At 69.2% G+C, this 23,976-nt stretch carries 24 protein-coding genes; 16 read left to right on the top strand and 8 right to left on the bottom strand.

Features of this window, described 5'->3' with window-relative positions; genetic code table 11:
* Positions 1-108 precede the first annotated feature (108 nt).
* The gene (locus ACFWBQ_RS12425) at positions 109-576 is read right to left on the bottom strand and encodes a DUF1348 family protein (RefSeq protein ID WP_385486917.1); all 468 of its coding nucleotides are present in this window, start codon (positions 574-576) and stop codon (positions 109-111) included.
* Positions 577-669: 93 nt separating this feature from the next.
* Between ACFWBQ_RS12425 and ACFWBQ_RS12420 the strand changes: the two genes are divergently transcribed.
* Together ACFWBQ_RS12420 and ACFWBQ_RS12415 are read left to right on the top strand one after the other, a co-directional pair.
* The gene (locus ACFWBQ_RS12420) at positions 670-1,230 is read left to right on the top strand and encodes a TetR/AcrR family transcriptional regulator (protein ID WP_385486915.1); all 561 of its coding nucleotides are present in this window, start codon (positions 670-672) and stop codon (positions 1,228-1,230) included.
* 75 nt (positions 1,231-1,305) lie between these two features.
* Positions 1,306-2,826 carry an alpha/beta fold hydrolase gene (locus ACFWBQ_RS12415; RefSeq protein ID WP_385486913.1) on the top strand — a complete coding sequence of 507 codons (1,521 nt, stop codon included), beginning with the start codon at positions 1,306-1,308 and terminating at the stop codon, positions 2,824-2,826.
* Positions 2,827-2,856: 30 nt separating this feature from the next.
* Here ACFWBQ_RS12415 and ACFWBQ_RS12410 read toward each other — a convergent pair whose 3' ends face one another.
* A complete protein-coding gene (locus tag ACFWBQ_RS12410; protein ID WP_385486911.1) occupies positions 2,857-4,491 on the bottom strand; it encodes an FAD-dependent oxidoreductase in 1,635 nt (544 codons plus the stop codon).
* A gap of 260 nt (positions 4,492-4,751) precedes the next feature.
* On the opposite strand from ACFWBQ_RS12410, the gene ACFWBQ_RS12405 reads away from it, so the two are divergent.
* The 7 genes from ACFWBQ_RS12405 to ACFWBQ_RS12375 all read left to right on the top strand — a co-directional run bounded on the left by ACFWBQ_RS12405 (position 4,752) and on the right by ACFWBQ_RS12375 (position 10,043).
* Positions 4,752-5,870 (top strand): TcmI family type II polyketide cyclase, encoded by a 1,119-nt coding sequence (locus ACFWBQ_RS12405; RefSeq protein ID WP_385486909.1) that lies wholly within the window; start codon positions 4,752-4,754, stop codon positions 5,868-5,870.
* 76 nt (positions 5,871-5,946) lie between these two features.
* Positions 5,947-6,381, top strand: coding sequence for a cupin domain-containing protein (locus ACFWBQ_RS12400; RefSeq protein WP_385486907.1), 435 nt, complete (start codon positions 5,947-5,949; stop codon positions 6,379-6,381).
* Positions 6,378-7,646 (top strand): beta-ketoacyl-[acyl-carrier-protein] synthase family protein, encoded by a 1,269-nt coding sequence (locus ACFWBQ_RS12395; RefSeq protein ID WP_385486905.1) that lies wholly within the window; start codon positions 6,378-6,380, stop codon positions 7,644-7,646. Before ACFWBQ_RS12400 ends, ACFWBQ_RS12395 begins: the two co-directional genes overlap by 4 nt.
* Positions 7,643-8,893, top strand: a complete 1,251-nt coding sequence (locus tag ACFWBQ_RS12390) for a ketosynthase chain-length factor (RefSeq protein WP_385486903.1) — start codon at positions 7,643-7,645, stop codon at positions 8,891-8,893. Before ACFWBQ_RS12395 ends, ACFWBQ_RS12390 begins: the two co-directional genes overlap by 4 nt.
* 13 nt (positions 8,894-8,906) lie before the next feature.
* Positions 8,907-9,164: an acyl carrier protein gene (locus ACFWBQ_RS12385; RefSeq protein ID WP_385486901.1), complete on the top strand. Its 258-nt coding sequence runs from the start codon at positions 8,907-8,909 to the stop codon at positions 9,162-9,164.
* A 1-nt stretch (position 9,165) separates the two neighbouring features.
* On the top strand, positions 9,166-9,645 hold the full coding sequence (locus ACFWBQ_RS12380) for an SRPBCC family protein (RefSeq protein ID WP_385486900.1): 480 nt from the start codon (positions 9,166-9,168) through the stop codon (positions 9,643-9,645).
* Between the two features lie 68 nt (positions 9,646-9,713).
* Positions 9,714-10,043, top strand: a complete 330-nt coding sequence (locus tag ACFWBQ_RS12375; RefSeq protein WP_385486898.1) for a TcmI family type II polyketide cyclase — start codon at positions 9,714-9,716, stop codon at positions 10,041-10,043.
* Positions 10,044-10,125: 82 nt separating this feature from the next.
* On the opposite strand, the gene ACFWBQ_RS12370 is transcribed toward ACFWBQ_RS12375, so the two are convergent.
* Positions 10,126-11,217 (bottom strand): methyltransferase, encoded by a 1,092-nt coding sequence (locus ACFWBQ_RS12370; protein WP_385486896.1) that lies wholly within the window; start codon positions 11,215-11,217, stop codon positions 10,126-10,128.
* 34 nt (positions 11,218-11,251) lie between these two features.
* Positions 11,252-12,337, bottom strand: a complete 1,086-nt coding sequence (locus tag ACFWBQ_RS12365) for a nitrous oxide reductase family maturation protein NosD (protein WP_385486895.1) — start codon at positions 12,335-12,337, stop codon at positions 11,252-11,254.
* Positions 12,338-12,529: 192 nt separating this feature from the next.
* Here ACFWBQ_RS12365 and ACFWBQ_RS12360 point away from each other — a divergent pair, with 192 nt between their 5' ends.
* The 3 genes from ACFWBQ_RS12360 to ACFWBQ_RS12350 all read left to right on the top strand — a co-directional run bounded on the left by ACFWBQ_RS12360 (position 12,530) and on the right by ACFWBQ_RS12350 (position 13,849).
* The gene (locus ACFWBQ_RS12360) at positions 12,530-12,772 is read left to right on the top strand and encodes a DUF397 domain-containing protein (protein WP_385486893.1); all 243 of its coding nucleotides are present in this window, start codon (positions 12,530-12,532) and stop codon (positions 12,770-12,772) included.
* Positions 12,773-12,845: 73 nt separating this feature from the next.
* Positions 12,846-13,247 carry an ACT domain-containing protein gene (locus ACFWBQ_RS12355; RefSeq protein ID WP_385486891.1) on the top strand — a complete coding sequence of 134 codons (402 nt, stop codon included), beginning with the start codon at positions 12,846-12,848 and terminating at the stop codon, positions 13,245-13,247.
* 101 nt (positions 13,248-13,348) lie between these two features.
* Positions 13,349-13,849 (top strand): hypothetical protein, encoded by a 501-nt coding sequence (locus ACFWBQ_RS12350; RefSeq protein WP_329214424.1) that lies wholly within the window; start codon positions 13,349-13,351, stop codon positions 13,847-13,849.
* On the opposite strand, the gene ACFWBQ_RS12345 is transcribed toward ACFWBQ_RS12350, so the two are convergent.
* Complete coding sequence (locus ACFWBQ_RS12345; RefSeq protein WP_385486889.1) at positions 13,788-16,052, bottom strand: germacradienol/geosmin synthase; 2,265 nt, start codon at positions 16,050-16,052, stop codon at positions 13,788-13,790. The genes ACFWBQ_RS12350 and ACFWBQ_RS12345 overlap by 62 nt on opposite strands.
* 239 nt (positions 16,053-16,291) lie before the next feature.
* Between ACFWBQ_RS12345 and ACFWBQ_RS12340 the strand changes: the two genes are divergently transcribed.
* A complete protein-coding gene (locus ACFWBQ_RS12340; protein WP_385486887.1) occupies positions 16,292-17,623 on the top strand; it encodes an N-acetylmuramoyl-L-alanine amidase in 1,332 nt (443 codons plus the stop codon).
* 93 nt (positions 17,624-17,716) lie between these two features.
* On the opposite strand, the gene ACFWBQ_RS12335 is transcribed toward ACFWBQ_RS12340, so the two are convergent.
* On the bottom strand, positions 17,717-18,853 hold the full coding sequence (locus tag ACFWBQ_RS12335; protein WP_385486885.1) for an aminoglycoside phosphotransferase family protein: 1,137 nt from the start codon (positions 18,851-18,853) through the stop codon (positions 17,717-17,719).
* A gap of 231 nt (positions 18,854-19,084) precedes the next feature.
* On the opposite strand from ACFWBQ_RS12335, the gene ACFWBQ_RS12330 reads away from it, so the two are divergent.
* Positions 19,085-20,581: a hypothetical protein gene (locus tag ACFWBQ_RS12330; RefSeq protein WP_385486883.1), complete on the top strand. Its 1,497-nt coding sequence runs from the start codon at positions 19,085-19,087 to the stop codon at positions 20,579-20,581.
* Between the two features lie 96 nt (positions 20,582-20,677).
* Here ACFWBQ_RS12330 and ACFWBQ_RS12325 read toward each other — a convergent pair whose 3' ends face one another.
* Positions 20,678-22,111, bottom strand: a complete 1,434-nt coding sequence (locus ACFWBQ_RS12325) for a PP2C family protein-serine/threonine phosphatase (RefSeq protein WP_385487187.1) — start codon at positions 22,109-22,111, stop codon at positions 20,678-20,680.
* 638 nt (positions 22,112-22,749) lie between these two features.
* Between ACFWBQ_RS12325 and rpmG the strand changes: the two genes are divergently transcribed.
* Positions 22,750-22,914: a 50S ribosomal protein L33 gene (gene rpmG / locus ACFWBQ_RS12320; RefSeq protein ID WP_385486881.1), complete on the top strand. Its 165-nt coding sequence runs from the start codon at positions 22,750-22,752 to the stop codon at positions 22,912-22,914.
* 51 nt (positions 22,915-22,965) lie between these two features.
* A complete protein-coding gene (locus ACFWBQ_RS12315) occupies positions 22,966-23,226 on the top strand; it encodes a type B 50S ribosomal protein L31 (RefSeq protein ID WP_385486879.1) in 261 nt (86 codons plus the stop codon).
* A 232-nt stretch (positions 23,227-23,458) separates the two neighbouring features.
* Here ACFWBQ_RS12315 and ACFWBQ_RS12310 read toward each other — a convergent pair whose 3' ends face one another.
* Positions 23,459-23,959 (bottom strand): tetratricopeptide repeat protein, encoded by a 501-nt coding sequence (locus ACFWBQ_RS12310; protein ID WP_385486877.1) that lies wholly within the window; start codon positions 23,957-23,959, stop codon positions 23,459-23,461.
* Positions 23,960-23,976: the final 17 nt, after the last annotated feature.

The raw sequence follows: 23,976 nt of genomic DNA, 5'->3' as shown, positions 1-23,976 counted from the left end.
TCTCGCCGATACGGGCGACCGATCGTTCGGTCGCTGTCTCTGGGAGTAGTAATTCAGGATGCCGGGCCCCTGGCAAGAGGGGTGACGTCCCTCAGGAGACGTGCCCGGTCAGAAGCCCAGGGCGGTGAGTCCGGGGTGATCGTCGGGCCTGCGGCCCAGCGGCCAGTGGTAGCGCCGTTCGGACTCCTCGATCGGCACGTCGTTGATCGACGCGTGCCGCGCGCGCATGAGTCCGCTGCTGTCGAACTCCCAGTTCTCGTTGCCGAAAGAGCGGTACCACCGGCCCGCGTCGTCGTGCCACTCGTAGGCGAAGCGCACAGCGATCCGGTCGCCGTCGTGCGCCCACAGCTCCTTGACGAGGCGGTAGTCCAGCTCCCGGGCCCACTTGCGGGTGAGGAAGGCGACGATCTCCTTGCGGCCGGTGACCCACTCGGAGCGATTGCGCCAGCGGGATTCGGGGGTGTAGGCGAGGGCGACCGTCTCCGGCTCGCGGGTGTTCCAGCCGTCCTCTGCGCGACGGACCTTCTGGACTGCGGAATCCCGTGTGAACGGCGGGACCAGCGGCTGTGTGGTCATGGAGGCTCCTCCGGCACAAGGCGAGAACGTTCGTTCTCCCGGTGTGCAGCCGTACTGTAGGAGAACGCACGTTCTCACGCAAGGGGAGTCACGGTGGATCTCGCACAGGCACGGGCCGCGGCACTGGACGCTGCGGAGGACCTGTTCTACGAGCGGGGCATCCAGGCGGTCGGCATGGACGACATCCGAGCCGCCTCGGGTGTGTCGCTCAAGCGCCTGTACGGACTCTTCCCCTCCAAGTCGGCTCTCGTCCGCGCCTGCCTGGAAGCCCGGGACATCCGCTGGCGCGCGCGGCTGGCCGCGTACGTCGACGGCCGCTCCGCACCGCAGGACAGGGTCCTCGCCGTGTACGACTGGCTCCACCAGTGGTTCTCCGAGCCGGGCTTCCGCGGCTGCGCCTTCATCAACGGTTTCGGTGAACTCGGAGCCGTCGACTCCTCCGTCGCCGACATCGCACGCAGCCACAAGGACGCCTTTCGCACCTACGTCACCGGACTGGTCGTGGCCGCGGGACGGCCGGAGGAATCCGCGGCCGCGTACGTGCTGCTCGCCGAGGGTGCGATCGTCACCGCGGCCATCTCCGGAACGCCCGATCCCGCACACCAGGCAGGGCAGGCGGCCGCCCGGCTCCTCGCCGGCAGCGTGACCGGCTGATCTCCGGGGCGCCGGTCTGATCGCTGTGGGCGTATGCGCCCGCAGCCGCCCGCCCGCCCTGTTTGGATGGCAGTCATGCCGACCTTCCGCACATACGACGGGACCGAACTGGCCTACCACCTCGTGGGTGAGGGCCGGCTGCTGATCTGCCTGCCCGGCGGCCCGATGCGGGCGGCCCGCTACCTCGGGGACCTCGGAGGGCTCTCCCGCGTGTGCCGGCTGGTCCTTCTCGATCTGCGGGGCACCGGAGACTCCGCGGTCCCGGACGACCCGTCGACGTACCGCTGCGACCGGCTCGTCGACGACGTCGAGGCACTGCGCGAGCACCTCGGCCTCGAACGCGTCGATCTGCTCGGTCACTCCGCGTCCGGGAGCCTGGCGGCGCTCTACGCCGCGAAGTACCCGCAGCGACTGCGTACTCTCACCCTCGTCACTCCCAGCACACGCGCCATAGGCATTCCCGTCACCGATGAGGACTGGCGCCAGGCCTCCGAGCTGCGCAGCCATGAACCCTGGTACCCCGAGGCGAGGGCCGCGCTGGACGATATCCGGGCCGGGCGCGACACGGCCGGGTCCTGGGCCGACACCCTGCCGTTCACGTACGGGCGCTGGGACGCCGAGGCCCGGGCACACGCCGCCGAGGCCGCCGCCCAGACCAACGCCGAGGCACGAGCGCTCCACTACCCCAAGGACGGCTTCGAAACCGCCGCAGTCGTCGCGGCCCTGCGGGAGCTGCAGGCACCGGTGCTCGTCCTCGCCGGGGAGTACGACGGCGGCCCCAGCCCCGACCGGGCTGCCGAACTCGCCGCACTCTTCCCGCACAGCGAGTTCGTCGTCCAGCGAGGCGCCGGACACTACCCGTGGATGGACGACCCCGGCTCCTTCGTCCGCACCGTCACCGCCTTCCTCGACCCCGGGGTCAGTAGTGTGCAGGCAGGCGGGAACCGGCTCGCGTACCGCGTCTGGGGCCATCCCGCGGCCCCGCCCGTCGTGCTCGCCCACGGACGGGGCGGCAACAGTCTGGACTGGACGGAGATCGCCGAACAACTCGCCGTACGGCACCGGGTGTACGCACTCGACTTCCGGGGCCACGGACTCAGTGACTGGCCGGGCCGCTACTCCTTCGAGTTCTTCCGCGACGACCTGCACGCATTCCTGGAGGTCCGCAATCTGTCCGGCGCCATCGTGATCGGGCACTCGATGGGCGGCGCGGCGGCCCTGATGCTCGCCGAGCAGCACCCGGGGCTGATCGGCGGACTCGTCATCGAGGACGCCCCGCCCCTGCTCCCGCTCGACCCGCCCCGCCCGCCGGCCGAGCGGCCCGCCGGAGAACTCGGCTTCGACTGGCCGGTGGTGGCTTCCATCGACGCCCAGCTGAACGCCCCCGACCCGGCGGTACGGGGGCGTCTGGCCGAGATCACCGCCCCCACGCTCGTGGTCGGCGGATCCCGCAGCCACATCGACCAGGAACAACTGGTGTGGATAGCCCGCCGGATACCCGGCGGGCAGTACGTCTGCGTCGACGCCGGGCATCTCGTGCACAGCGACAACCCGGAGGCCTTCCTCACCGAGCTGAGGTCGTTCGGCGTCGGGTGAGGTGCGTCGATGAGGTGCGCCGGGTGAGTGTCAGTCGCGGTGGAGCAGAGTCGACAGCACCTCGTACAGAGTCGCCTCGGCGTCGGCCACGGCGCCCTCGGACCGCCAGGCCACGAAGCCGTCGGGGCGCACGAGCACGGCACCTTCGGGGCTCGTGCCGTGCGCAGCGGTCCAGTCCGCCCCGTTCGCAGGTTCCAGATCGGCACCCGCATCCGAACCGATCGCGAAGGCCTCCAGACGGACCTTCAGGCGCTCCGAGACCCGAACCGCCGCCGCCCGCCAGTCAGGGTGCCCGGCGTCGCACAGGAGCACGAACGACTGCTCGTACAGATCCAGGGTCGACATGCGCTCCCCGCCCCGCTCGACCCACAAGTGCGGTGCGCGGGTACCGGGTTCGCCCGCCAGACCCATTCCCTCGGGTACCACCGGCAGGCTGGGGTCCGTGCCGAGCACCGCGCCCCGGAGATAGCGGTATCCGAGTGCGACCGTGAGCATGCCGCCCTTGCGCCCGCCGCCCGGACCGGGTGCGCCGGCGTAGCCCGGGTGGCTGTGCTCTCCCGAGCGTGCCGACGCACGGGCGCTCGTGGCCTTCGCCACCGGCAGACGTTCTTCCTCGTACGTCCGAAGGAGTCCTGGCCCCGCCTCGCCGGCGATCACGGCAGCCAGTTTCCACGCCAGGTTGTGCGCGTCCTGGATGCCGGTGTTGGAGCCGAACGCCCCGGTGGGGGACATCTCGTGGGCCGAGTCACCGGCGAGGAAGACCCTGCCCGCCCCGTAGTGCTCGGCAACCCGCTCTGCGGCGTGCCACGGTGCCTTGCCCGTGATCTCGACGTCGAGACCGGGCGCTCCGACCGCCCTGCGGATGTGCTCCGCGCACCGCTCGTCGCTGAAGTCCTCCAGCGTCTCGCCCCGGTCCGGCTGCCACGGTGCGTGGAAGACCCACTGCTCCTCGTTGTCCACCGGGAGCAGCGCCCCGTCCGCCTCCGGGTTGGTCAGATAGCAGACGATGAAGCGCCGGTCACCCACCACCGGGGCGAGCTGCCGGGACCGGAAGGTGATGCTCACGTTGTGGAACAGATCGCCCGGCCCCGACTGGCCGATGCGCAGCTGCTCCCGGATCGGGCTTCGCGGTCCGTCGGCGGCGACGAGGTAGTCCGCGCGCACCGTGGTGTGCTCCCCGGTCTCCCGGTTCTTCACCACCGCGGTCACGCCCTCCGCGTCCTGCTCGAACGTGAGCAGCTCGGTGGAGAACCGCAGCTCGCTGCCCTGGTCACGGGCATGGGTGACCAGCACGGGTTCCAGGTCGTTCTGGCTGCACAGGCACCAGCCGCTCGGACTGAACCGGGCGAGCCCGCCACCCGGGTCGATCTCCTTGAACAGCCACTCCTGGTCGTCGCCGGTGAGCGACCCCGCCTGAAGAATGCCGTGGTTGTCCGCGAGCACCGAAGCGGCGTCCCGGATCAGCTGCTCGGCACCGGCGGTGCGGAACAGCTCCATGGTGCGGACGTTGTTGCCGCGCCCTCGGGGGTGGGTCGAGGTGCTCGCGTGCTTCTCGATCAGCAGGTGGCGGACACCGAGCCGGCTCAGGAAGACGGAGGCGGACAGGCCCACCAGAGAGCCGCCCACGATGAGGACGGGTACGCGGAGGTCGGGGTTCTCGTTCATCAGTTGCTCCAGCTCGGACGCACGACGGATGCAGTGTCCATGCCCTCGTGCGGAGTCTTCGGTCACCGCCTCACCTGAACGGTTCATAAATCTCGCGCCGCCCGTACCAGCGTTCCACGATCAGTCGCGGGAGCGAACTCGCGATGCGGGGCGGACCACACGCATCAGCGGGGAGGGACCCGCTCCGCTTCCACCGAAACCGACGGATGACGAGAGGCCACGGGACGTGGCCGCCGCTCCGTCTCGAAGGAGAGCGAAAGATGACAACCCTCTCGGAACGCATATCGCAGTCCGCGTTCGACGGCTCACGGCTCCGCGTCGTCCTGCTGCTCGACCTGCACGACGGTGCCCAGAAGCAGTTCCTGGAAGCGTACGAGCACCTGCGCAACCAGGTGGCATCCGTCCCCGGCCACATCAGCGATCAGCTGTGCCAGTCCATCGAGAACCCCTCGCAGTGGCTCATCACCAGCGAGTGGGAGAGCGCACCGCCCTTCCTCGCCTGGGTGAACAGCGAGGAGCACGTCAAGACGGTCCAGCCGCTGCACGGCTGCGTACGTGACACCCGGTCACTGCGCTTCAGCGTCCTGCGCGAGACCGGGACCTCGTTCGAGAGCGCACCCGAGCCCGTCAAGGGCCGCCTCCAGTCCGCCCCGCGCCTGGGTGACGGCGTGGTGCGCCACGCACTCACCTTCACGGTGAAGCCGGGGACGGAGGAGATGGTCGCGAAGATCCTCGCCGACTACGACTCCCCGCAGGCACGGGTCGACGAGAACACCCGGCTGCGCCGCACCTCGCTCTTCATGCATGGAAACCGTGTCGTACGAGCGGTGGAGGTCGAGGGCGACCTGATGGCTGCGCTGCGCCACGTATCGCGGCAGCCCGAGGTCAGGGCCGTCGAGGAGGCCATCAACCCGTACCTGGAGCAGGACCGGGACCTCTCCGATCCGGACTCCGCCCGGATGTTCTTCACCCGGGCAGCACTCCCGACCGTCCACCATGTGACGGCCGGCCGGCACGCGCCCGCGGACGTTCAGCGGCACGCGCTGTTCTACCAGGCCAAGGAGGGCTGCGGCATGGCGCTGGCCCGGCTGCTCGCCGGCCAGGACGAGGAAGCGGCGGACGACGTCGCGAGCCCCATCGACAGCAGCACCATCTTCCAGCGCGACGACATCGTGGTGCGGCTCCTCGAAGTGAGCGGCCCGCTCGGCGCGCAGCCCGCACAGGCGCTCGGTATCGGCGGCCACCGAAAGGCGGCCATGCTCGGCCGGCTGCTCGACGGCGGTGCCAACGGCATGCCGACGACCGACCAGGAGACCGCGCGCTTCCTCGCCCGGGCAGAGATGAGCCTGATCACCGACCGTCGGGCCAGCGAGTCCTGAACCGCGTCACCGGCATCACCGGGTACCGCCCCCATTGCTGCCGCACATCGAACAACGCGCCTGGAGGAGAGCAGTCATGACCACGCACCGGCCTCGCATCGTCGACCTCAGCGAGACTCAGCCCAACCGCAGGCGCGGAGGCGACCTGCGCGCCATGCTCACACCGACCGCGGTGGGCGCCACCAGCGGCTTCATGGGGCTGGCCATCGTCCGCCCGGGTGAGCGCATCGGCGAGCACTACCACCCGTACTCCGAGGAATTCGTGTACGTCGTGGACGGACTCCTCGAAGTGGATCTGGACGGCGAACCGCACGCGATGCGGCCCGACCAGGGGCTGCTGATCCCTCCGCACGTCCGCCACCGCTTCCGCAACGTGGGCGACGTGGAAGCGCGCATGGTCTTCCACCTCGGTCCGCTCGCCCCGCGCCCGGAGCTGGGCCACGTGGACACCGAGCAGACGGACGTCGCCGAGCGCGGAGCCCCGCCGGAACGAACGGAGGCGGCGTCATGACCCGTCGTGTGGCCGTCACCGGAGTCGGCGTCGTCGCACCCGGCGGCATCGGAGTCCCGGCGTTCTGGGACCTCCTCTCCAGCGGTCGTACCGCGACCCGCGGCATCACCCTGTTCGACCCGGCGGCCTTCCGCTCGCGCATCGCCGCCGAGTGCGACTTCGATGCCGCGGCCCACGGCCTGGACGAGGACCTGATCGCTCGGTCGGACCGGTATGTCCAGTTCGCGCTGGTGGCCGCCCGGGAGGCGCTGAGCGACGCCGGACTCGACCCCGAGAAGGAGGACCCCTGGCGTATCGGGGTGTCCCTCGGCACCGCTGTGGGGGGCACCACCCGCCTCGAGCACGACTACGTCGCCGTCAGCGGGAGCGGTGCGCGCTGGGACGTCGACCACCGGCCGGCGGGCGCCCACCTGGAGCGGGCCTTCTCACCCAGTACCCTCGCCTCCGCGGTGGCCGAGGAGGTCGGTGCCCACGGCCCCGTCCAGACCGTCTCCACCGGCTGCACCTCGGGCCTCGACGCGATCGGATACGCCTTTCACTCCATCGAGGAGGGCCGGGTCGACGTCTGCATCGCCGGCGCGTCCGACACACCGATCACCCCCATCACGGTGGCGTGCTTCGACGCGATCAAGGCGACCTCGGCGAACAACGACGACCCGGAGCACGCGTCCCGGCCGTTCGACGCCCGCCGGGACGGATTCGTCATGGGCGAGGGCGGAGCCGTCCTCGTACTGGAGGAGCTCGAACACGCCCGCGCCCGCGGGGCGACCATCTACTGCGAGATATCGGGCTACGCCACCTTCGGCAACGCCTACCACATGACCGGGCTCACCGGCGAAGGCCTGGAGATGGCCGAGGCCATCAACGCTGCCCTCGCGCATGCCCGGGTCGACGGCTCGCAGGTCGACTACGTCAACGCGCACGGCTCGGGCACCAAGCAGAACGACCGGCACGAGACGGCAGCGGTGAAACGGGCCCTGGGCGCACACGCCTACAAGGTGCCGATGAGCTCCATCAAGTCCATGGTCGGCCACTCGCTCGGCGCCATCGGAGCGATCGAGATCGCCGCGTGCGTGCTGGCCCTCGAACACCAGACGGTGCCGCCGACGGCCAACTACGAGACCGCGGACCCCGAGTGCGACCTCGACTACGTGCCGCGCACCGCACGGCCACTGAAGCTGCGCAGCGTGCTTTCGGTCGGCAGCGGGTTCGGCGGATTCCAGTCCGCCGTCGCCCTGACCCGATCAGGCGGGAGGACCCCATGAGTACCCGGACACACCGGCGATCCGTCATTACGGGGATCGGTGTCGTCGCCCCCAACGGCATCGGCGCCGGTGCCTTCTGGAAGCAGACGCAGGAAGGCGTCAGCGTCCTCGACCTGGTCTCCCGCGAGGGCTGCGAGAACCTGCCGCTGCGCGTCGCCGGAGAAGTCAGGGACTTCGACCCGGTCGCGTTCATCGAGGAGCGCTACCTCGTCCAGACCGACCGGTTCACGCACTACGCGATGGCTGCCGCCGATCTGGCCCTGGACGACGCACGGCTCGGCCGCGCCGACTACGAGAACTCCCCGTTCAGCGTGGGCGTGGTGACCGCCGCCGGATCCGGCGGCGGCGAGTTCGGCCAGCGCGAACTTCAGCGGCTGTGGGGGCAGGGCGCCCGCTACGTCGGCCCGTACCAGTCCATCGCCTGGTTCTACGCCGCCAGCACCGGCCAGATCTCGATCCGCGGCGGCTTCAAGGGGCCGTGCGCCGTCGTGGCCAGCGACGAGGCCGGTGGCCTGGACGCACTCATGCATGCCGCACGTTCCATCCGGCGCGGCACGGACGCCGTCGTCGTCGGCGCGGCCGAGGCACCCCTGGCGCCGTACTCGGTCGTCTGCCAGCTCGGATACGAGGACCTCAGCACCTGCGAGGACCCCACCCGTGCCTACCGCCCGTTCACCTCGGACGCCTGCGGATTCGTACCGGCCGAGGGCGGCGCGATGCTGGTGGTCGAGGAGGAGACGGCGGCCCGCAGCCGCGGGGCCCGGATCCGTGCCGAACTGGCCGGCCACGCCGCCACCTTCACCGGTGCGTCCCGGTGGGAACAGTCCCGCGAGGGACTGGCGCACGCCATCGAGGGGGCGTTGCAGGAGGCCGGCTGCGCGCCGGAGGAGATCGACGTCGTCTTCGCGGACGCGCTCGGTGTGCCCTCGGCCGACCGTGCCGAGGCGCTGGCCATCGCCGACGCGCTGGGCCCGCACGGACGGCGCGTACCGGTGACGGCGCCCAAGACAGGCACCGGCCGTGCCTACTGCGGAGCGCCCGTACTGGACACGTCCGCCGCGGTACTCGCGATGGAACACGGTCTGATCCCGCCGACGCCCAACGTCTTCGAGGTGTGCCACGACCTCGACGTCGTCACCGGCCGCGCGCGCCCCGCGGAACTGCGGACGGCGCTGGTGCTGAGCCGCGGGCTCATGGGCTCGAACGCAGCCCTCGTGCTGCGCTACCCCACCGACACCCCTCAGTGAGAAGGAGTCCCTCATGACCGCTCAACTGACCTACGAAGAACTGGCCACGCTCATGAAGAACGGCGCAGGTCTCACGGTCGACCCGCTGGCGATGGAGAGCCGTCCCGGCTCGGCCTTCGACGAATACGGCCTCGACTCGCTCGGCCTGCTCGGCATCGTGGCCGTGCTCGAGAACCGGTTCGGCCGCCCGCTGCCGGCAGACGCCGACCGGTGCAAGACCCCCGGCGAGTTCCTCGACCTCGTCAACAACACCCTCGTGACAGGAGCCTGACGTGTCCGGACACACGGAGAACGAGATCACCATCGCCGCCCCCCTCGACCTCGTCTGGGACATGACGAACGACCTCGAGCGCTGGCCGCAGCTGTTCAGCGAGTACGCGTCCGTCGAGGTGATCGAGCGGGAGGGCCAGACGACAACCTTCCGGCTCACCATGCACCCGGACGACAACGGCAAGGTCTGGAGCTGGGTGTCGGAGCGCACCACCGACCGGCCGGGGCGCGCCGTCAGCGCCCGCCGCGTCGAGACCGGTCCGTTCCAGCACATGGACATCCGGTGGGAGTACTCGGAGGTTCCCGGCGGTACGCGGATGCACTGGCGGCAGGACTTCGCGATGCGTCCGGACGCACCGGTCGACGACGCGTGGATGACCGACAACATCAACCGCAACTCCCGCGTCCAGCTGGAACTCATCCGCGACAAGATCGAACAGCGCGACCGGGAACGCCGCTCCGCCTCGGTCCCGGCCAACTGACGCCGTGCCCGCCGACGGCCGGCCCGCGACGCCGGTTCCGGCCGTACCGGTACCAGAAAGGCAGCCCGATGCACCACGCTCTGATCGTCGCCCGGATGGCGCCTGAATCCGCCCCGGACATCGCCGAGTTGTTCGCCGAATCCGACAACACCGAGCTTCCCCACCTCGTCGGCGTCAACAGGCGCACCCTGTTCCAGTTCGGCGACGTGTATCTGCACCTGATCGAATCCGACCGGCCCCCCGGCCCGGAGATCGCCAAGGTGACGCAGCATCCCGAGTTCAAGGCCATCAGCGACCGGCTCACCGCCTTCGTGAGCCCCTACGACCCGCAGACCTGGCGGGGTCCGAAGGACGCGATGGCGCAGCAGTTCTACCGGTGGCAGCGCGACAGCGCCTGACGCACCGAGGATCGCCCCGGGTCCGGCACGCGTGTGCCGGACCCGGGGCGATCTCTGTGTGTGCCACGGACCGCCCTGGACCTCAGTCCGGTACGACGCACTCGAACGCGTGGAGATAGGAGTTGACCGGGCGGACCTCGCCGACCCGCAGGCCGGCGTCGGACATCCGGCCCAGCAGACTCTCCCTGGTGTGCTTCGCGCCGCCGACGTTGAGGAGGAGCAGCAGATCCATGGCGGTGGTGAACCGCATCGATGGAGTGTCGTCGACGAGGTTCTCGATGATCACCACGCGGGCGCCCGGACGGGCCGTCCTGACCACGTTGCGCAGGGTCCTGCGCGTGCTCTCGTCGTCCCATTCGAGGATGTTCTTGATGATGTAGAGATCCGCCTCGACCGGGATGTCCTCACGGCAGTCCCCGGGAACGATCGATACGCGGGCCGCGAGTTCACCGCCGTCCCGGAGCCGCGGGTCCGCCTTCGCGACGACACCGGGCAGGTCCAGGAGCGTTCCATGGACCGAGGGGTGCTTCTCCAGCAGGCTCGCGAGCACATGCCCCTGACCGCCGCCGATATCGACGACCGAGGACACCCCGGTGAGGTCCAGGAGCTCGGCGACATCCCGCGCCGACTGCATGCTGGACGTGGTCATGGCCCGGTTGAACACGTGGGCGGACTCGCCCGCGTCCTGGTGGAGGTAGTCGAAGAAGCCCTTGCCGAACGTCTCCGGGAAGACGCTCGTCCCGGAGCGCACGGCGTCGTCGAGCCGCGGCCAGACCTCCCAGGTCCAGGGCTCCGTGCACCACAGTGAGATGTACCGCAGGCTGTTCGGATCGTCCTCGCGCAGCAGCCGGGACATCTCCGTGTGGACGAACTCTCCGTCCCCGGTCTCGCTGAAGATTCCGTAGCAGCACAGCGCGCGCAACAGCCGCTGCAGCGGTACGGGCTCGGTGTGCACGACCTGGGCGAGCTCCGCAGCCGAGGTGGGCGTGTCTCCCAGTGCATCGGCAACGCCCAGCCTGGCCGCCGCCCGTACGGCTGCGGCACAGGCCGCTCCGAACGCCAGCTCCCTCAGCCGCATGGCCGGCGGCGGGGACTGAGCGGCGGCGGGGGCGACGGGTGCGGCGAGGGGGGATGCCACAGGGGTGGTGTCGGGGGTGGGACTCACGGTGGTCATGCCGTCTCGTTTCTCCTGGTGCGTAGGTGGGCCATCACTCGGCACACATTCCGGCCGGTACGGATGTCCCGCACTCGTTGCTGACGAAGGTGTTGCCCGTTCCTGAGGTGTCCCCGTTGGCCAGGTCGGCGGGCTTGTTGTCCTGCACGACGTTGCGGGTGATCGTGTTGTCGGTGTTGAGGGCGCCGACGAAGCTCTTGAACAGCAGGATTCCGCCGGAGAGCGGGGTGGAACCCACGTTGTCCCGGATGACGTTGGAACGTACGACCGTGGCCTCGCTGCCGGTGAGGACGATGCCGGACCCCTGGATGGCCGACAGCCGTGGGGTCGCCGCGCAGAACTTGTTGTTCCCGAGGATCCGGTTGCCGCTGATGGTCATCGCGCCGGCCGCAGGCTTGGACTCGTCGCCCACGACGAAGACCCCGCTGCAGTTGCCGCTGATGCGGTTGCCGTCGATCAGGAGGTTCCTGACCCGCCGGGCGGTGACGCCGATGCGGTTCCCGCTCAGGGTGTTGTTCCGGATCTCGGTCCCCCGGGTGTCGGTGGCGCCGCCCTCCTCGCTGACCGAGTTCGCGATGAAGATCCCCGCGTCGCCGTTGCCGGTGACGGTGTTGCGCCGGAAGTCCCCACGCGTCGAGCGCTCCTGGGCGATGCCCCAGGTGCCGTTGTTCCTGGAGGTCACCCGGCGGACGGTGAGTCCGTCGGTCCAGGAGGCCCAGATCCCGCTCTTCTTGAAGCCGGAAAGGGTCAGGGACCGGATGTGGACATCGTTGACGGTCTTGGTCTTGGTGCCCACGACGCAGATGCCGTTGCCGTCCGCCGCGCACGTGTTGGCGGCCTTGGGCTTGGTGGTCGCCGGCACGATGACGGTCCGGCCACCGATGCCGACCAGGGTCAGGCCCGGCTTCGTGATCAGGACGCTCTCGCGGTAGGTGCCCGGCAGGATGAAGATGGTGTCGCCGGGACCGGCGGCGTTCACCGCCTTCTGGATCGAGCCGCCGGGGCGGACCACCTGGGGGTCTCCCGGTGCGGCCGCCGAGGACGGAACCACTGCCGCGCCCCATGCTGTAGCCGTGGTGACGGTGATGCCGACCAGGCATTTGATGTGTCTTTTCCTCATGAGCTGAAGCTATGGGCGATGACCCGCTGCTGCCACGCAAGGTGAGCGTATGGATACATGGTGTGCCCGAATGGCTTACTCGCCCCGTCGCCCACCGGGGTCCGGCGCATGACGCAGGGCTCTGCCGCGCCCTGTTCCGGGCCGTCGGCGGTGGCTAGGCTTTGGCCGGGACGACGAGCGGGAGGAGAAGTCGTGACGGAGAGCACCACCGGCCAGCAGCACTTCGCTGGCTGGGACAAGCCGGAGCTCGACCTCAGCACAGCGGACTGGCGGTCGGGCAGCCAGGGCGCGGGCGATGTCCAGATCGCTTTCGTGGAGGGATTCATAGCGATGCGCAACGCCGGTAAACCCGGCAGCCCCTCGCTGATCTTCACCCCGGCCGAGTGGCGGGCCTTCGTGATCAACGCGCGGGACGGCGAATTCGACCTCGTGTGAGTCGCGCTGCGGGTCGTGCGCGGGTGCCGCCATCACGAGCGGCACCGCACACCGGAGCCGTAACCTGGCTCCCATGACCGGCGAGCGCGATCTTCGAAAACTGCTGCACCGCATGCGACCGGAGCTGAATCCCGGTCGCTACGTCTTCACGACGGTGCCGGGCGGTGAGGTGCCCGGCGGTGTCACCCCGGTGGTCGTCGTCACCGAGCGCGAAGGGCTGACGCTCGTGATTCCCGAGGCGCAGGCGCTGGAGGCCGGACTGGTCCACGACTTCGTCGCGGGCTGGATCACGCTCCGTGTGCACTCCTCGCTGGATGCCGTCGGCCTGACCGCCGCGGTTTCGCTGGCCCTCACCGACGCGGGGGTGAGCTGCAACGTGGTCGCGGGATTCCACCACGACCACCTGTTCGTTCCGTACGTGCGTGCGACCGAGGCCGTCGAGCTGCTGGAAGCGCTGGCCGCGGAGTCCGGCTAGAGTTTTCGTGGATCAGGCCCCGCGAGCCCGGCATGATCCAAACGAGAGTCCCTAGGAGTGCCCGGCTCCGCAACGTGAGCCGGGACACGTAACATGGCTGCATGTCCTTCCTCCGCCGCCGTAGCGCCGCCACACCCGCGGGCCCGGACTTCGATGTCCTGGCCATGGATCCGGGGGACTGGCCCGGCAACCTCGGCGCCGGTCTGCTCCCTGCCCCCGACGGGAGCTGTCAGGGCGTTTTTCTGCGCTACGACCTGTTCGGCGGCCGCGGCCCGGCGATGATCATCGGTAATCTGCCGGAGGGTTCGCCCGCCCGCGAGACCGAGGAGGGGCAGGTACCGTTCGAGGTCGCCCAGCTCCTCCTCGCGCTCGAGAACGACGAGCCGGTCGAGGTGACCGGCACCGAGGACGTCCCCGTCATGCAGGGGGACGGGCTCCTGATCGTGCGCAGGGTCAAGCTTTCGGAGAGCCGCATCTCCTGTGTTCAGTTCGACCGGAGCGACGGTGTGCTGGTCACCATCGCCAGCTGGGACCGGCCGATCACGGACGATCTCTACGCCCTGCTGAAGCCATTGCCTGCGGAGCTCTTCCAGCAGGGCTGAAACGTCCCTGCGCCGTCAGCAGCTGTGTCACCCGGGCCGCAGACGTACCGAACCCCGTGGGGCCACTGAGATGCCACGGGGCGCCGGTGCCCCGCCGTAGGTCCTCCTCACGATAGCGCCGGCAGTCCCGGTGCCAGATCAGGATGCCCGCCATCCAGTGCTGGAGCTCCACGACATAGCCCGCGAGAACCTCGCGAGCCTCCGCGTCCAGGCCGAAGTCGTCGTACAGCACAGGAAGTTCCCGTTCGGCGACGTGCTGGAACTGGCGCATCCGCGAATGCATCAGATCGTCCACGATCGCCACTCCCGTCGGATAGTCCACCCCGAAGAAGTTCTGCACGACCAGGACGCCGTTGTGCACCTCGCCCTCGTACTCGATCTCCTTCTGGTACGAGAACAGGTCGTTGAGCAGACAGGCGTAGTCCGCCGCCGCGTTCTCCAGGGAGCGCAGCGGACCGCTGCGATAGACCGCGTCCGGCACCTTCCTGCCGTGACCCAGCCTGCACAGGCTCATCGTCAGATCCGAACCGAAGGTCGCCCGGCGCATCTCCATGTAGTCCACCGGATCGGGGATCCGGTTCTGCGCCTGGTTCGCCAGCTCCCACAGCCAGCTCGCGGTCATCGACTCCACCGCCTCGCGGAAGACCCGGCGCCCGCTCTCCTCCATCGGGCCCGCGGTCCGCTCCCAGAGGTCGGCCAGGCCCCGCTCCAGCGCGTTGACCGGCTCCGGCGCGGACGCGCCGTCCAGCGGCATGAAGAGCGACAGCCGCTCGTTGGCCAGCCGGGCCCCGGCCAGGTCACGCGTCCGGCCGTGCACCACCGGGAACCAGTCGTCGCCGTACGTTCCCCAGGTCAGCCATCCCGAGGACAGATCGAGCTCGTCCGGCGTGGCGTCGGGGTGCAACCCCGCAGCGCAGAGCGGCAGATCGGTCGCGATGAGCCGCTCCTCGTCCCAGATGTGCGAACCCGGCACACCAGGCTGCGCCGCCAACAGCCCCATCCGGTGCGACCAGTCCACGATCCGTACCCGTGCACCGTCCAGGTGCGGACTCAGCGTCGTAGTGAACGGCATGTCGAAGTCGGGCAGCAAGGACGGGCCGACGTGCTGGTACGGCACATGGGTGTGGCTGCGCAGTCGGGCCGACTCCGAACGGGGCGTGAGACGGATGGAGACGGCTGCCATCCCGAAGCCGGGCACGGTCTCACCCGTACCGCCGCCGTTCATGTAGCGACTGGAGCGCATGTGCCACTCGTGGCCGCCGGACTGCCAGTCCTGAAGCCCCTTGACGTACGCGAGTACGGCGACCGTCTCGTCCGGCGTGAGCCCCTTCTCCGCACAGAGCGGCCCCAGTTCGGTGAGGGCCGTGTTCTCGAACTGCTGGAGCCGCGACGTCAGCAGGTCGTTGACCGCCTCAGCGGCCTCCTGGGTGGAGCAGCCCAGGAACGTCTCCAGGACCAGCACACCATTGCTGTTCTCGCCCTCGTCCTCGACCTCACGTTGATACGAGAACAGATCGTTGCGCAGGTGGACTCCGTCGGAGAACGCGTCCCGCAGCACCCGCAGCGGCCGCGCATCGGCCAGTGACGCCGGAACCTCGGCGTTCGCCGCGTACTCCACGAGCCCCGCCGACCACGGTGCGCCGCCCACCTTGCGCCGCATCTCGATGTACTCGACGGGGTTCGCGATCCGGCCCTCGTTGATGTTCGCGAGCTCCCACAAGGACTCGTTGAGCAAATTCTTTGTCGACTCGGAGAACCGGGCCCGCCAGGCATCGGACATGCCGGGCACGGTCCTGGCCCAGAGGTCGGCCAGTCCCGCCTCGACCGGATTGGTGGGCTCCGGCGTCGCCGCCCCCCTCTCCATCGGCATGAAGGCGGGCAACCGGTCCAGGTACTGCTTCCCGCCCTCGCGGTCCGGAGTGCGTTTGAACAGTTCCAGGAAGTGGTCGTCGAAGAAGAAGACCCACACATACCAGTCGGTGACCAGGGACAGGGCCTGGGACGAGCAGTCGGGGTGGGTGTACGCGCACAGCAGCGCGTAGTCATGGGACTCGAGGTCCTTCTCCTCCCAGATTCCGGACCCCTCGAGCATCCCCATCCCGCGCGCCCACTCCCGGGTATGGCTCCTGGCAGCCTCCACATGAGGGTTGAGGCGTGCCGGATACGGCACATAGAAGTCCGGCAATGAGAAGGGCTGTGCCATGTGTGCTTCGGCCTTTCGAGAACTCCGCCGGGTCCGGTGGGACCGGTCCTGTCGGCGGCAGAGCTACCCCTCGGCCATCCGGGGCACGCACCGCCCGAAATAGTCACACAAGCTCAGACCGGTCGAAGCGCTGTGCTCTTGACTCACCATCACCTCACGTCACAGAGTGTCCGCCGACGACGGAACGCTGAGATCGCCCCGGGAACGGCTCCGTCAAGCCAGGCCAAGGAAGGGTTGTCATGACGTCCAAGCAGAGGACCAGGCTCGCACTCGCACTGACCACCGCAGGGGCGCTGAGTGTCGCACTTCTCGCCCCCGCGACGCAGGCCGGCGCGGACGCGGTACGGCCGGAATGCCCGCGCAGCCTCGTGTGCGACTGGGTACCGGCGGCCTACCAGCAGACCGGCGATCCGGCCGACAAGGATACGTACGGAAATTACGACACCGCGGACCGGCCGCACAGCAACGCGGTCAAGTTCATCGTGCTGCACGACACCGAGGTCGACTTCGACACCACCCTGAAGATCTTCCAGAATCCGCTCAACCAGACCTCCGCCCACTACGTGGTGCGCTCGTCCGACGGTCATGTCACCCAGATGGTGAAGAACAAGGACGTGGCCTGGCAGGCCGGCAACTGGTACCTCAACACCCACTCCATCGGCATCGAGCAGGAGGGCGTCGCTGCCGAGGGCGCCAAGTGGTACACCCCGGAGATGTACCGGTCGACGGCCAGGCTCGTGCGTCACCTGGCCGCGAAGTACGACATTCCGCTCGACCGGCAGCACATCATCGGCCACGACGGTGTTCCGCCGACCAGCGCCGCCGGTACGAAGAACATGCACTGGGACCCGGGCCCGTACTGGGACTGGAACCGCTTCATGGCGCTGCTCGGCAGACCGACCGTGCCCAGTGCCCCCAAGGACAGTGAACTGGTCACGGTCAGCCCCGACTTCGCCAGGAACAAGCAGGCATTCCGCGACTGCGAGAAGGGCGTCGACCTGCCACTTCAGGGCAGCAGCGCGGTCCCGCTGCACACCGGTCCCTCTGATGACGCGCCCCTCTTCTCCGACCCGGGGCTGCACCCGGACGGTGTGGCGGGCACCAACTGCGCCGCCGACTGGGGCAGCAAGATCAGCGCCACCCAGCAGGCCGTCGTCGCGGAACGAGCCCCGGGCTGGACGGCGATCTGGTGGTACGGACAGAAGGCGTGGTTCCGCACCCCGAGCGGTACCCGGGTCACCACCCCCACCTTCGGCCACGTCGTCCGGCCGAAGGAGGGCAAGGCCGAGGTGCCGGTGTACGGGGTGGCGTACCCGGAAAAGGGGGAGTACCCCTCGGACTTCGTCAAGCCGTCCGTGGGCACACCTCTCGTGTACACGATCAAGGCGGGGCAGGCATTCCCCGGTGGGGGTGAAGCGCCCACCGGGTACTACTACGCGCCGACGATCGACGCGTCGAAGCCGTACGACCACACCTACTTCACTGGCGCGCAAAAGTACCTGACGGTCCAGATCGGGCACCGCATCGCGTTCGTGAAGGCGTCCGACGTGGATGTGGAGCGGGTGCGCTGAGCGCAATCTGTTCTGCGCGCTGCGGGACCGGTGTGTCGGCACCGGTCCCGCAGCATACGTCCCCCGTCGGTCAGGCTCTCCGGCTCGGCGCGGTCAGCGTGTGCCCACTGCGGCACGCACGGCGCGCCGTGCCATGGCGCAGTCGTCGTGCAACCGGCGCAGCAGCAGTCGCTGTTCCTCGCTCGACGAGAGCGCGCCCTGCCGGGCCTGCCCGCCACCCGAAGGAGCCCCTTCCTTCATGGCGCGCTGGACAGCCGTCTCGTACGTCCGGATCTCCCGGGTCAGTACGAGCATGAGGTTCACCAGGAACGCATCCCGTGCCGCGGCACCCGTTGCCTGAGCCAGCTGGCTGATCTGGCGGCGCGCCGCCGGTGCGTCACCGAGTACGGTCCAGAGCGTCGCCAGGTCGTAGCCCGGCAAATACCAGCCCGCGTGCTCCCAGTCGACCAGCACCGGGCCGGTGGGAGGCAGGAGAATGTTGGAGAGCAGCGCGTCACCGTGACAGAACTGGCCCATGCCTCCTCGGCCGCCGGCATGGGCCAGACCGTGCAGCAACTTCTGCAGGTCGCCCAGATCGCGGTCGGTGAAGAGCCCCAACTCGTGATACCTGGCGATGCGTGAGGCGTAGTCCAGCGGTGCGTCGAACAGACCCGCCGGAGGCCGCCAGGCATTGATCCGGCTGACTGCTCCGAGGGCCGCCCGCACATCCGCGCGGGGCGGTGCCTCTGCGGGGTGCCTCGTCAGCGCCGCGACCCGGCCGGGCATCCGCTCAATCACCAGCGTGCAGTTCTCGGGGTCGGCTGCGATGAGCCGGGGGACCCGAACCGGTGGGCGATGCCTGACGAAGGCGCGGTATGCCGCTATTTCGTGCCGGAACCGCTCGGTCCACACGGGGGAGTGGTCCAGTAAACACTTGGCCACCGCGGTGGCACGGCCGGTGGTGCCGACGATGAGCACCGAGCGCCCGCTGCGACGCAGCACCTGGACCGGATTGAACTCCGGACAGATGCGGTGCACCGAGGCGATGGCCATCCTCAGCTGTGCGCCCTGAGGGCCGGACAAGTCGAGTCTTCCGCTGAGCGGTTGGGCGCCGGGGCCCGCTGTCCGCCGGGTCCGACCCATGCCGGACGCCGGCGATGCGGCGTTGGGGTCGAGATACGGCCCGCCGCCCGCCCCCATGGGACGAAACGGGCGGGGTGGGGCGGACACGGAGGACGATGCTGTGTACATGGGCGAGACAGATCCCTTCGTGCGCCGACAAGTTACGTGCGCCGCCCCGGCCGGCGGCCGTTCGGCACCCTGGGGAGTACCTAGGGCTGCCGGGCGGGGTGGCGCTTTCCTACCTGACACTGAGTAATGGGTAGTGGACCATCTGGCGGACCCTGGCGAACGGTGGCGAATAGTCACTCAGCAACTGACAGCGGGTTAGTGTCAAGTCAGCCGAGAACCTGGGGGCTTGACGTGACCGGAGAACCCAACACCCGCCTTTCTGACCTGTTCGGCCTTGCCGGCTGGTCCAAGGGGGAGCTAGCGAGAATGGTGAACCGGCAGGCGGCGGCCATGGGCCACCTCCAGCTGGCCACCGATACCTCGCGGGTCAGGCGCTGGATCGACATGGGGGAGTCCCCCCGCGATCCCGTGCCCGAAGTGCTGGCAGCTCTGTTCACCGAGCGGCTCGGCCGTGTCGTGACCATCGAGGACCTCGGGTTCGGCCGGCGCGGGCGTGTGGGGAAACGGCGAGACTCCGGGACGGAGAAGAATCCCGATGGATTGCCGTGGGCGCCCGAACGGACGGCAGCGGTCCTCACCGAATTCACGGGAATGGACCTCATGCTCAACCGACGCGGCTTGGTGAGCGCGGGCGCCGCGCTCGCCGCTGGCTCAGCCATCACTGGCGCCATGTACGACTGGCTGCATTCCGACCCCGCCCCGGCGGCCGTGGCATCCGGCCTGAACGACCCCCTGTACGCCGACGCCGCCGGTTTCGACCGGTACGAGGCCGCCCCTATCGGATCGGAGGAGATCGAGGCCCTGGAGCGCTCGGTCGAGGTGTTCCGTGCCTGGGACGCGTCCCGCGGCGGAGGACTCCAGCGCAAGGCCGTGGTGGGCCAGCTCAACGAGGTGGGCGGCATGCTCGCCTACCATCACCCCGACCATCTGCAGCGCCGCCTGTGGGGCGTCGCCGCCAACCTCGCCGTCCTCGCAGGGTGGATGTCCCACGACGTGGGCCTCGAACCCACCGCCCAGAAGTACTTCGTCATCGCCGCTCACGCGGCGCGCGAGGGCGGAGACCGGCCGAGGGCCGGCGAGGCGCTCTCCCGTGCGGCACGCCAGATGGTTCATCTCGGCCGCCCGGACGACGCCCTGGACCTGATGAAGCTCGCCAAGTCCGGTTCGGGGGAGGAGACTCTGCCGCGCACGCAGGCGATGCTGCACACCATCGAGGCCTGGGCCCAGGCGTCCATGGGGCGCGGACAGGCCATGCGGCGCACTCTCGGTGAGGCCGAGGAGCTCTTCGTTTCGGACAAGGGCGATGTACCGCCCCCGAGCTGGATGCAGATGTTCGACGAGGCGGACATGCACGGCATGCAGGCCCTGGCGTTCCGCACGCTCGCGGAGCACGATCCGGCTGCGGCCACCACCGCCCAGCGCCACGCCAAGCAGGCGCTCGAGCTCCGTATAAACGGTCGTCAGCGGTCCAAGATCTTCGACTACATCTCGCTGGCGTCGGCGTGCTTCATCGCCGACGACCCCGAGCAGGCCGACCGGTACGCACGGCTCGCCCTGGTGTCGATGGGGGAGACCTCCTCGCACCGCACCTGGGACCGCCTGCGCGAGATGTACCGGCTCACCGGCCAGTTCGCGGGGTACGCCAAGATCGAGGATCTGCGCGAGGAGATCGAACTCGCCCTGCCGCACAGTGCGTTCACCAAGAGGCCGAAGGGCTCACAGATCTGATCCGAGGCGCCGTCGACCGGCGCAATGCCGTCGCTCGGCCCCTGTCGGAGCAGTCGAATCAGCACATCCGCAGGCTGTATGCCGTCCTGCGATTCCTCATGCCCCGACGCGGGCCACCAGCACGCATGCGTCGTCAAGCCGTTCGGTCCTGCCGAACTCCTCGACGACAGCCCTTACGCAGTCCTGCGCCGTACGGGCCTGTGCGAACCGAGGTGCAAGGCCCAGCAGCGCATCCGGGCCGGCACTCCGGTCGGTCCGGCGCGTCAGCCCGTCGGTGTGCAGCATCAGCACATCGCCGGGCAGTAGGGCGACTTGGTCCTGCTCGTAGGAGACACGGGATGCCGCACCGAGCAGCACCCCGTCCGGGGTGGGAAGTGGGCACCCCACTCCCTTGCGGAAGAGCAGCGGCGCGGGGTGACCTGCCTGCGCCCAGGCGAGCGTGCCTGTCGCCGGGTCGAATCGACAGCACACGGCGCTGCCCAGAGCGGGTTGAACCGAGGATTCGATCAGTTGGTTCAGATGGCCCATCACGGCCCCCGGCTCGATGCCGGCCATCGCCATACCGCGCAGCGCGCCCAACAGCATCGCCATCGCCGAGGTGGCCGGGATTCCGTGGCCGGTCAGGTCACCGACAGTGAGCAGCGTCCTGCCGTCCGGGAGCTGCAGTGCGTCGTACCAGTCGCCGCCGATCAGGTCGCTCGACTCCGACGGCAGGTAGTGGGCGGCGATGTCCAGGGCACCGGGTCCCTGGCCGGGGGAGAAGAGCGATCCGCGCCAGGGCGGCAGTACGGCCTCCTGCAGTTCCACGGCCATCCGGTGCTCGGTCTGTGCCATCTGCTGTCCACGCCGCAGCGAGTCCCGGGTCCGGCTCATGAGGTGCTGACTGCGCCGGAGCTTGCTGACATCGCGCAGCACCGCCCACATCGAAGCGGTGCAGCCGTCGGCGTCGAGAACGGGTTCGCCCATCATGTGAACCGTGCGCATCCGGCCGTCGGGCAGCAGAATCCGGAATTCGCCGTCTATCGGCCTGCCGTCGACCAGGCAGTCGGTGACCATCGACATCAGCAGGGGCTGGTCCTCGGCAAGGAGCAGGGACGGCAGTTCGTCCAGGGACAGCGGCCCCGCCTCCGGTGACCTGCCGAAGATCTGATACAGCTCGTCGGACCAGCTGACCTCGTCGGTGAGCAGATTCCACTCGGCACTGCCCACCTTGCTGAGGAGCGAGCCCGGCCGAGGTGCGTCCGCTGTGTTCCCGGTGGTCTCCCCTGCCGGTTCATCGTCCGCCCGCGCCGGAATGCCGTCCTTGAGCTGTCCCAGATGCTCGCCGAGGTCGTCGAGTTGGTGTACGGCCAGATCGCAGAGCGCGCGCTGCCAGCGCAGCTGGGGGTCGTCCTCCTCGATGACCGAGGTGTCCCGACGCACGGCGTCCACGTCTCCGCGCAGCCGTCGAGTGCGGTTGATCAACGCCTCGACGGCATCTCGCTCGGGCGGCTGGGGGGCGGGGCGGTCCGCGAACGTATGGGACGGCATCTCGTACTCCGATACAGGCATGGCACGGCCGGTTCATGGGGGTGGACCGAACACGACTGTTGCACAGGCCGAGGGAGCCCGTAAGGGATTTGGCAACACTCGATACGTTGTTGCTTCTGGCATATGCCGTGGGCCGGGTGGGGCGGGGGGTCGCCGAACACCCTTGCCTTTATACGGGTGTTGACGCAAGTCGCCGGGCGTGAGCGGCCTTGCGTACGCCCGCGTGCGGGGCTTTGCGCGGCGCATCTCTGCGGGGATCAGGGCATATGCGTGCTCCGGGAGCCGGTGGATCAGTGACTGCCACACCTGTCCGGGGGTCTGTCCGATGCGGCGCCCGGGGCGGCAATGGAGGTAGGGGGCAGGTGCGCGTCGGTCACCTGTTCCCTTACTGGGCCTGTGTGGCGGGATCGACCTGGGTGAGGTGGACGTTCCGGTGCATTTCATCAGCCCTGAGTGCGGCGGTGCGGTTCTGAGGCGAAGCGAGGAAAGAGGCCGCCAGGGGTGCGATCCTCATCGGTCCGCGTGGGACAGGCATACCCGGGAATGCCGGTGGACCCTTCCGCGTTACCCCATCAGATCGAAAACGATACCCATTCCCATTATGGGGAAGGGGTCGGTGTTCTCGTCTGGAGGTGCCCATGGCACGCAGTGAGGCCAGGCCCGTCGTCACCCTCCGGTCCACAGCCGGAACCGGCCACAGCTATGTGACGCGCAAGAATCGCCGCAACAGCCCCGACCGGCTCGAGCTGCGCAAGTACGACCCGGCCGCAGGAGCGCACGTCCTCTTCCGAGAGGTTCGCTGACCGCACCCGCCGCCCCGTAGGACCCTCGCCACCCCTGAGGAAGGAACGCACATGAAGTCCAGCATTCATCCCGCCTCCCGTCCCGTGGTCTTCCGCGACCTTGCCGCCGGAACGGCCTTCCTGACGCGCTCGACCGCGGATTCCGAGCGGCGCGTGGAGTGGGAGGACGGCAACACGTATCCGGTCATCGACGTGGAGACCTCGTCGGTCAGTCACCCGTTCTACACCGGCACGCACCGGGTGCTGGACACGGCCGGTCGCATTGAGCAGTTCCGGCGCCGCTACGGCACCGCCGGAGTCACCGGGAACTGACGTCGTGCCTGGTGAGCATGGTGTGGATCACACGCACGGGTACCGGTTCCCGGGAACAACCTCGGGTGGTTTATCGTTCATCTATACGTGGGACCGAGCGGCGGCGCCCGCCCGAGAGCGACTGAGCTTCACACCCGCACACAAGCCGCCCCGGCTGGATTCCCCCGATCCGGTCGGGGCTCCTTTTTGCGCCCTGACACTTCGATCGGGCAGCCGGCCGCGCGGGACGGGCTCACATGGTCTCGTTGAGATCCGTCGCGTAGTGCTCGATGGCGGGTCGGTACCTCTGCACGCGGGGGCTGTCACTCGTCTCCGCGACGAGGCGCAGCAGAATCTGCATGGCTTCGTGGTGCTCGCCGGTGTTGAAGAGCGCCATGGAGAGAAACGTCCGGAGCGCGCCGTCGTCCGGGAATTCCGACACGCCGCGGCGCAGCGTCTCGACGGCCTGCCCGAACCTGCCCAGCACCCGGTAGGTGCTGCCGAGCCCGAGCAGTGCTCCCCGGCGGTCCTCCTCACGGAGACCGTCACCCTGGAGGCAGCGCTCGTAGTACGGAACGGCCTCGGCCTCCAGGCCGAGCACATCGTGGACCCAGGCGGTGTGGTAGGCCACGTCCGCGGCATCGGGGTAGGCGGCGGTGAGGGAGAGCAGGCGTTCCCTGGCCTGCTCGGGGTGGCCTTGTTCGCGCAGCCGCGCGGCCTGCGCCAGGAGCTCGTTCTTGTCCGGTGCGCTCATGCGTACATCGTCGCACC

The organism is Streptomyces sp. NPDC060035, assembly GCF_042736635.1.
GTDB lineage: Bacteria > Actinomycetota > Actinomycetes > Streptomycetales > Streptomycetaceae > Streptomyces.
The sequence above is the reverse complement of the archived record's forward strand: the minus strand, read 5'-3'. Positions and strand labels throughout refer to the sequence as shown.

Bases quoted from the DNA above. Each gene is read 5' to 3' on its own strand.
- ACFWBQ_RS12425 (WP_385486917.1), bottom strand. From the start codon at position 576: ATGACCACACAGCCGCTGGTCCCGCCGTTCACACGGGATTCCGCAGTC.
- ACFWBQ_RS12415 (WP_385486913.1), top strand. From the start codon at position 1,306: ATGCCGACCTTCCGCACATACGACGGGACCGAACTGGCCTACCACCTC.
- ACFWBQ_RS12410 (WP_385486911.1), bottom strand. From the start codon at position 4,491: ATGAACGAGAACCCCGACCTCCGCGTACCCGTCCTCATCGTGGGCGGC.
- ACFWBQ_RS12405 (WP_385486909.1), top strand. From the start codon at position 4,752: ATGACAACCCTCTCGGAACGCATATCGCAGTCCGCGTTCGACGGCTCA.
- ACFWBQ_RS12400 (WP_385486907.1), top strand. From the start codon at position 5,947: ATGACCACGCACCGGCCTCGCATCGTCGACCTCAGCGAGACTCAGCCC.
- ACFWBQ_RS12395 (WP_385486905.1), top strand. From the start codon at position 6,378: ATGACCCGTCGTGTGGCCGTCACCGGAGTCGGCGTCGTCGCACCCGGC.
- ACFWBQ_RS12390 (WP_385486903.1), top strand. From the start codon at position 7,643: ATGAGTACCCGGACACACCGGCGATCCGTCATTACGGGGATCGGTGTC.
- ACFWBQ_RS12385 (WP_385486901.1), top strand. From the start codon at position 8,907: ATGACCGCTCAACTGACCTACGAAGAACTGGCCACGCTCATGAAGAAC.
- ACFWBQ_RS12375 (WP_385486898.1), top strand. From the start codon at position 9,714: ATGCACCACGCTCTGATCGTCGCCCGGATGGCGCCTGAATCCGCCCCG.
- ACFWBQ_RS12370 (WP_385486896.1), bottom strand. From the start codon at position 11,217: ATGACCACCGTGAGTCCCACCCCCGACACCACCCCTGTGGCATCCCCC.
- ACFWBQ_RS12365 (WP_385486895.1), bottom strand. From the start codon at position 12,337: ATGAGGAAAAGACACATCAAATGCCTGGTCGGCATCACCGTCACCACG.
- ACFWBQ_RS12355 (WP_385486891.1), top strand. From the start codon at position 12,846: ATGACCGGCGAGCGCGATCTTCGAAAACTGCTGCACCGCATGCGACCG.
- ACFWBQ_RS12350 (WP_329214424.1), top strand. From the start codon at position 13,349: ATGTCCTTCCTCCGCCGCCGTAGCGCCGCCACACCCGCGGGCCCGGAC.
- ACFWBQ_RS12345 (WP_385486889.1), bottom strand. From the start codon at position 16,052: ATGGCACAGCCCTTCTCATTGCCGGACTTCTATGTGCCGTATCCGGCA.
- ACFWBQ_RS12340 (WP_385486887.1), top strand. From the start codon at position 16,292: ATGACGTCCAAGCAGAGGACCAGGCTCGCACTCGCACTGACCACCGCA.
- ACFWBQ_RS12335 (WP_385486885.1), bottom strand. From the start codon at position 18,853: ATGTACACAGCATCGTCCTCCGTGTCCGCCCCACCCCGCCCGTTTCGT.
- ACFWBQ_RS12325 (WP_385487187.1), bottom strand. From the start codon at position 22,111: ATGCCGTCCCATACGTTCGCGGACCGCCCCGCCCCCCAGCCGCCCGAG.
- rpmG (WP_385486881.1), top strand. From the start codon at position 22,750: ATGGCACGCAGTGAGGCCAGGCCCGTCGTCACCCTCCGGTCCACAGCC.
- ACFWBQ_RS12315 (WP_385486879.1), top strand. From the start codon at position 22,966: ATGAAGTCCAGCATTCATCCCGCCTCCCGTCCCGTGGTCTTCCGCGAC.
- ACFWBQ_RS12310 (WP_385486877.1), bottom strand. From the start codon at position 23,959: ATGAGCGCACCGGACAAGAACGAGCTCCTGGCGCAGGCCGCGCGGCTG.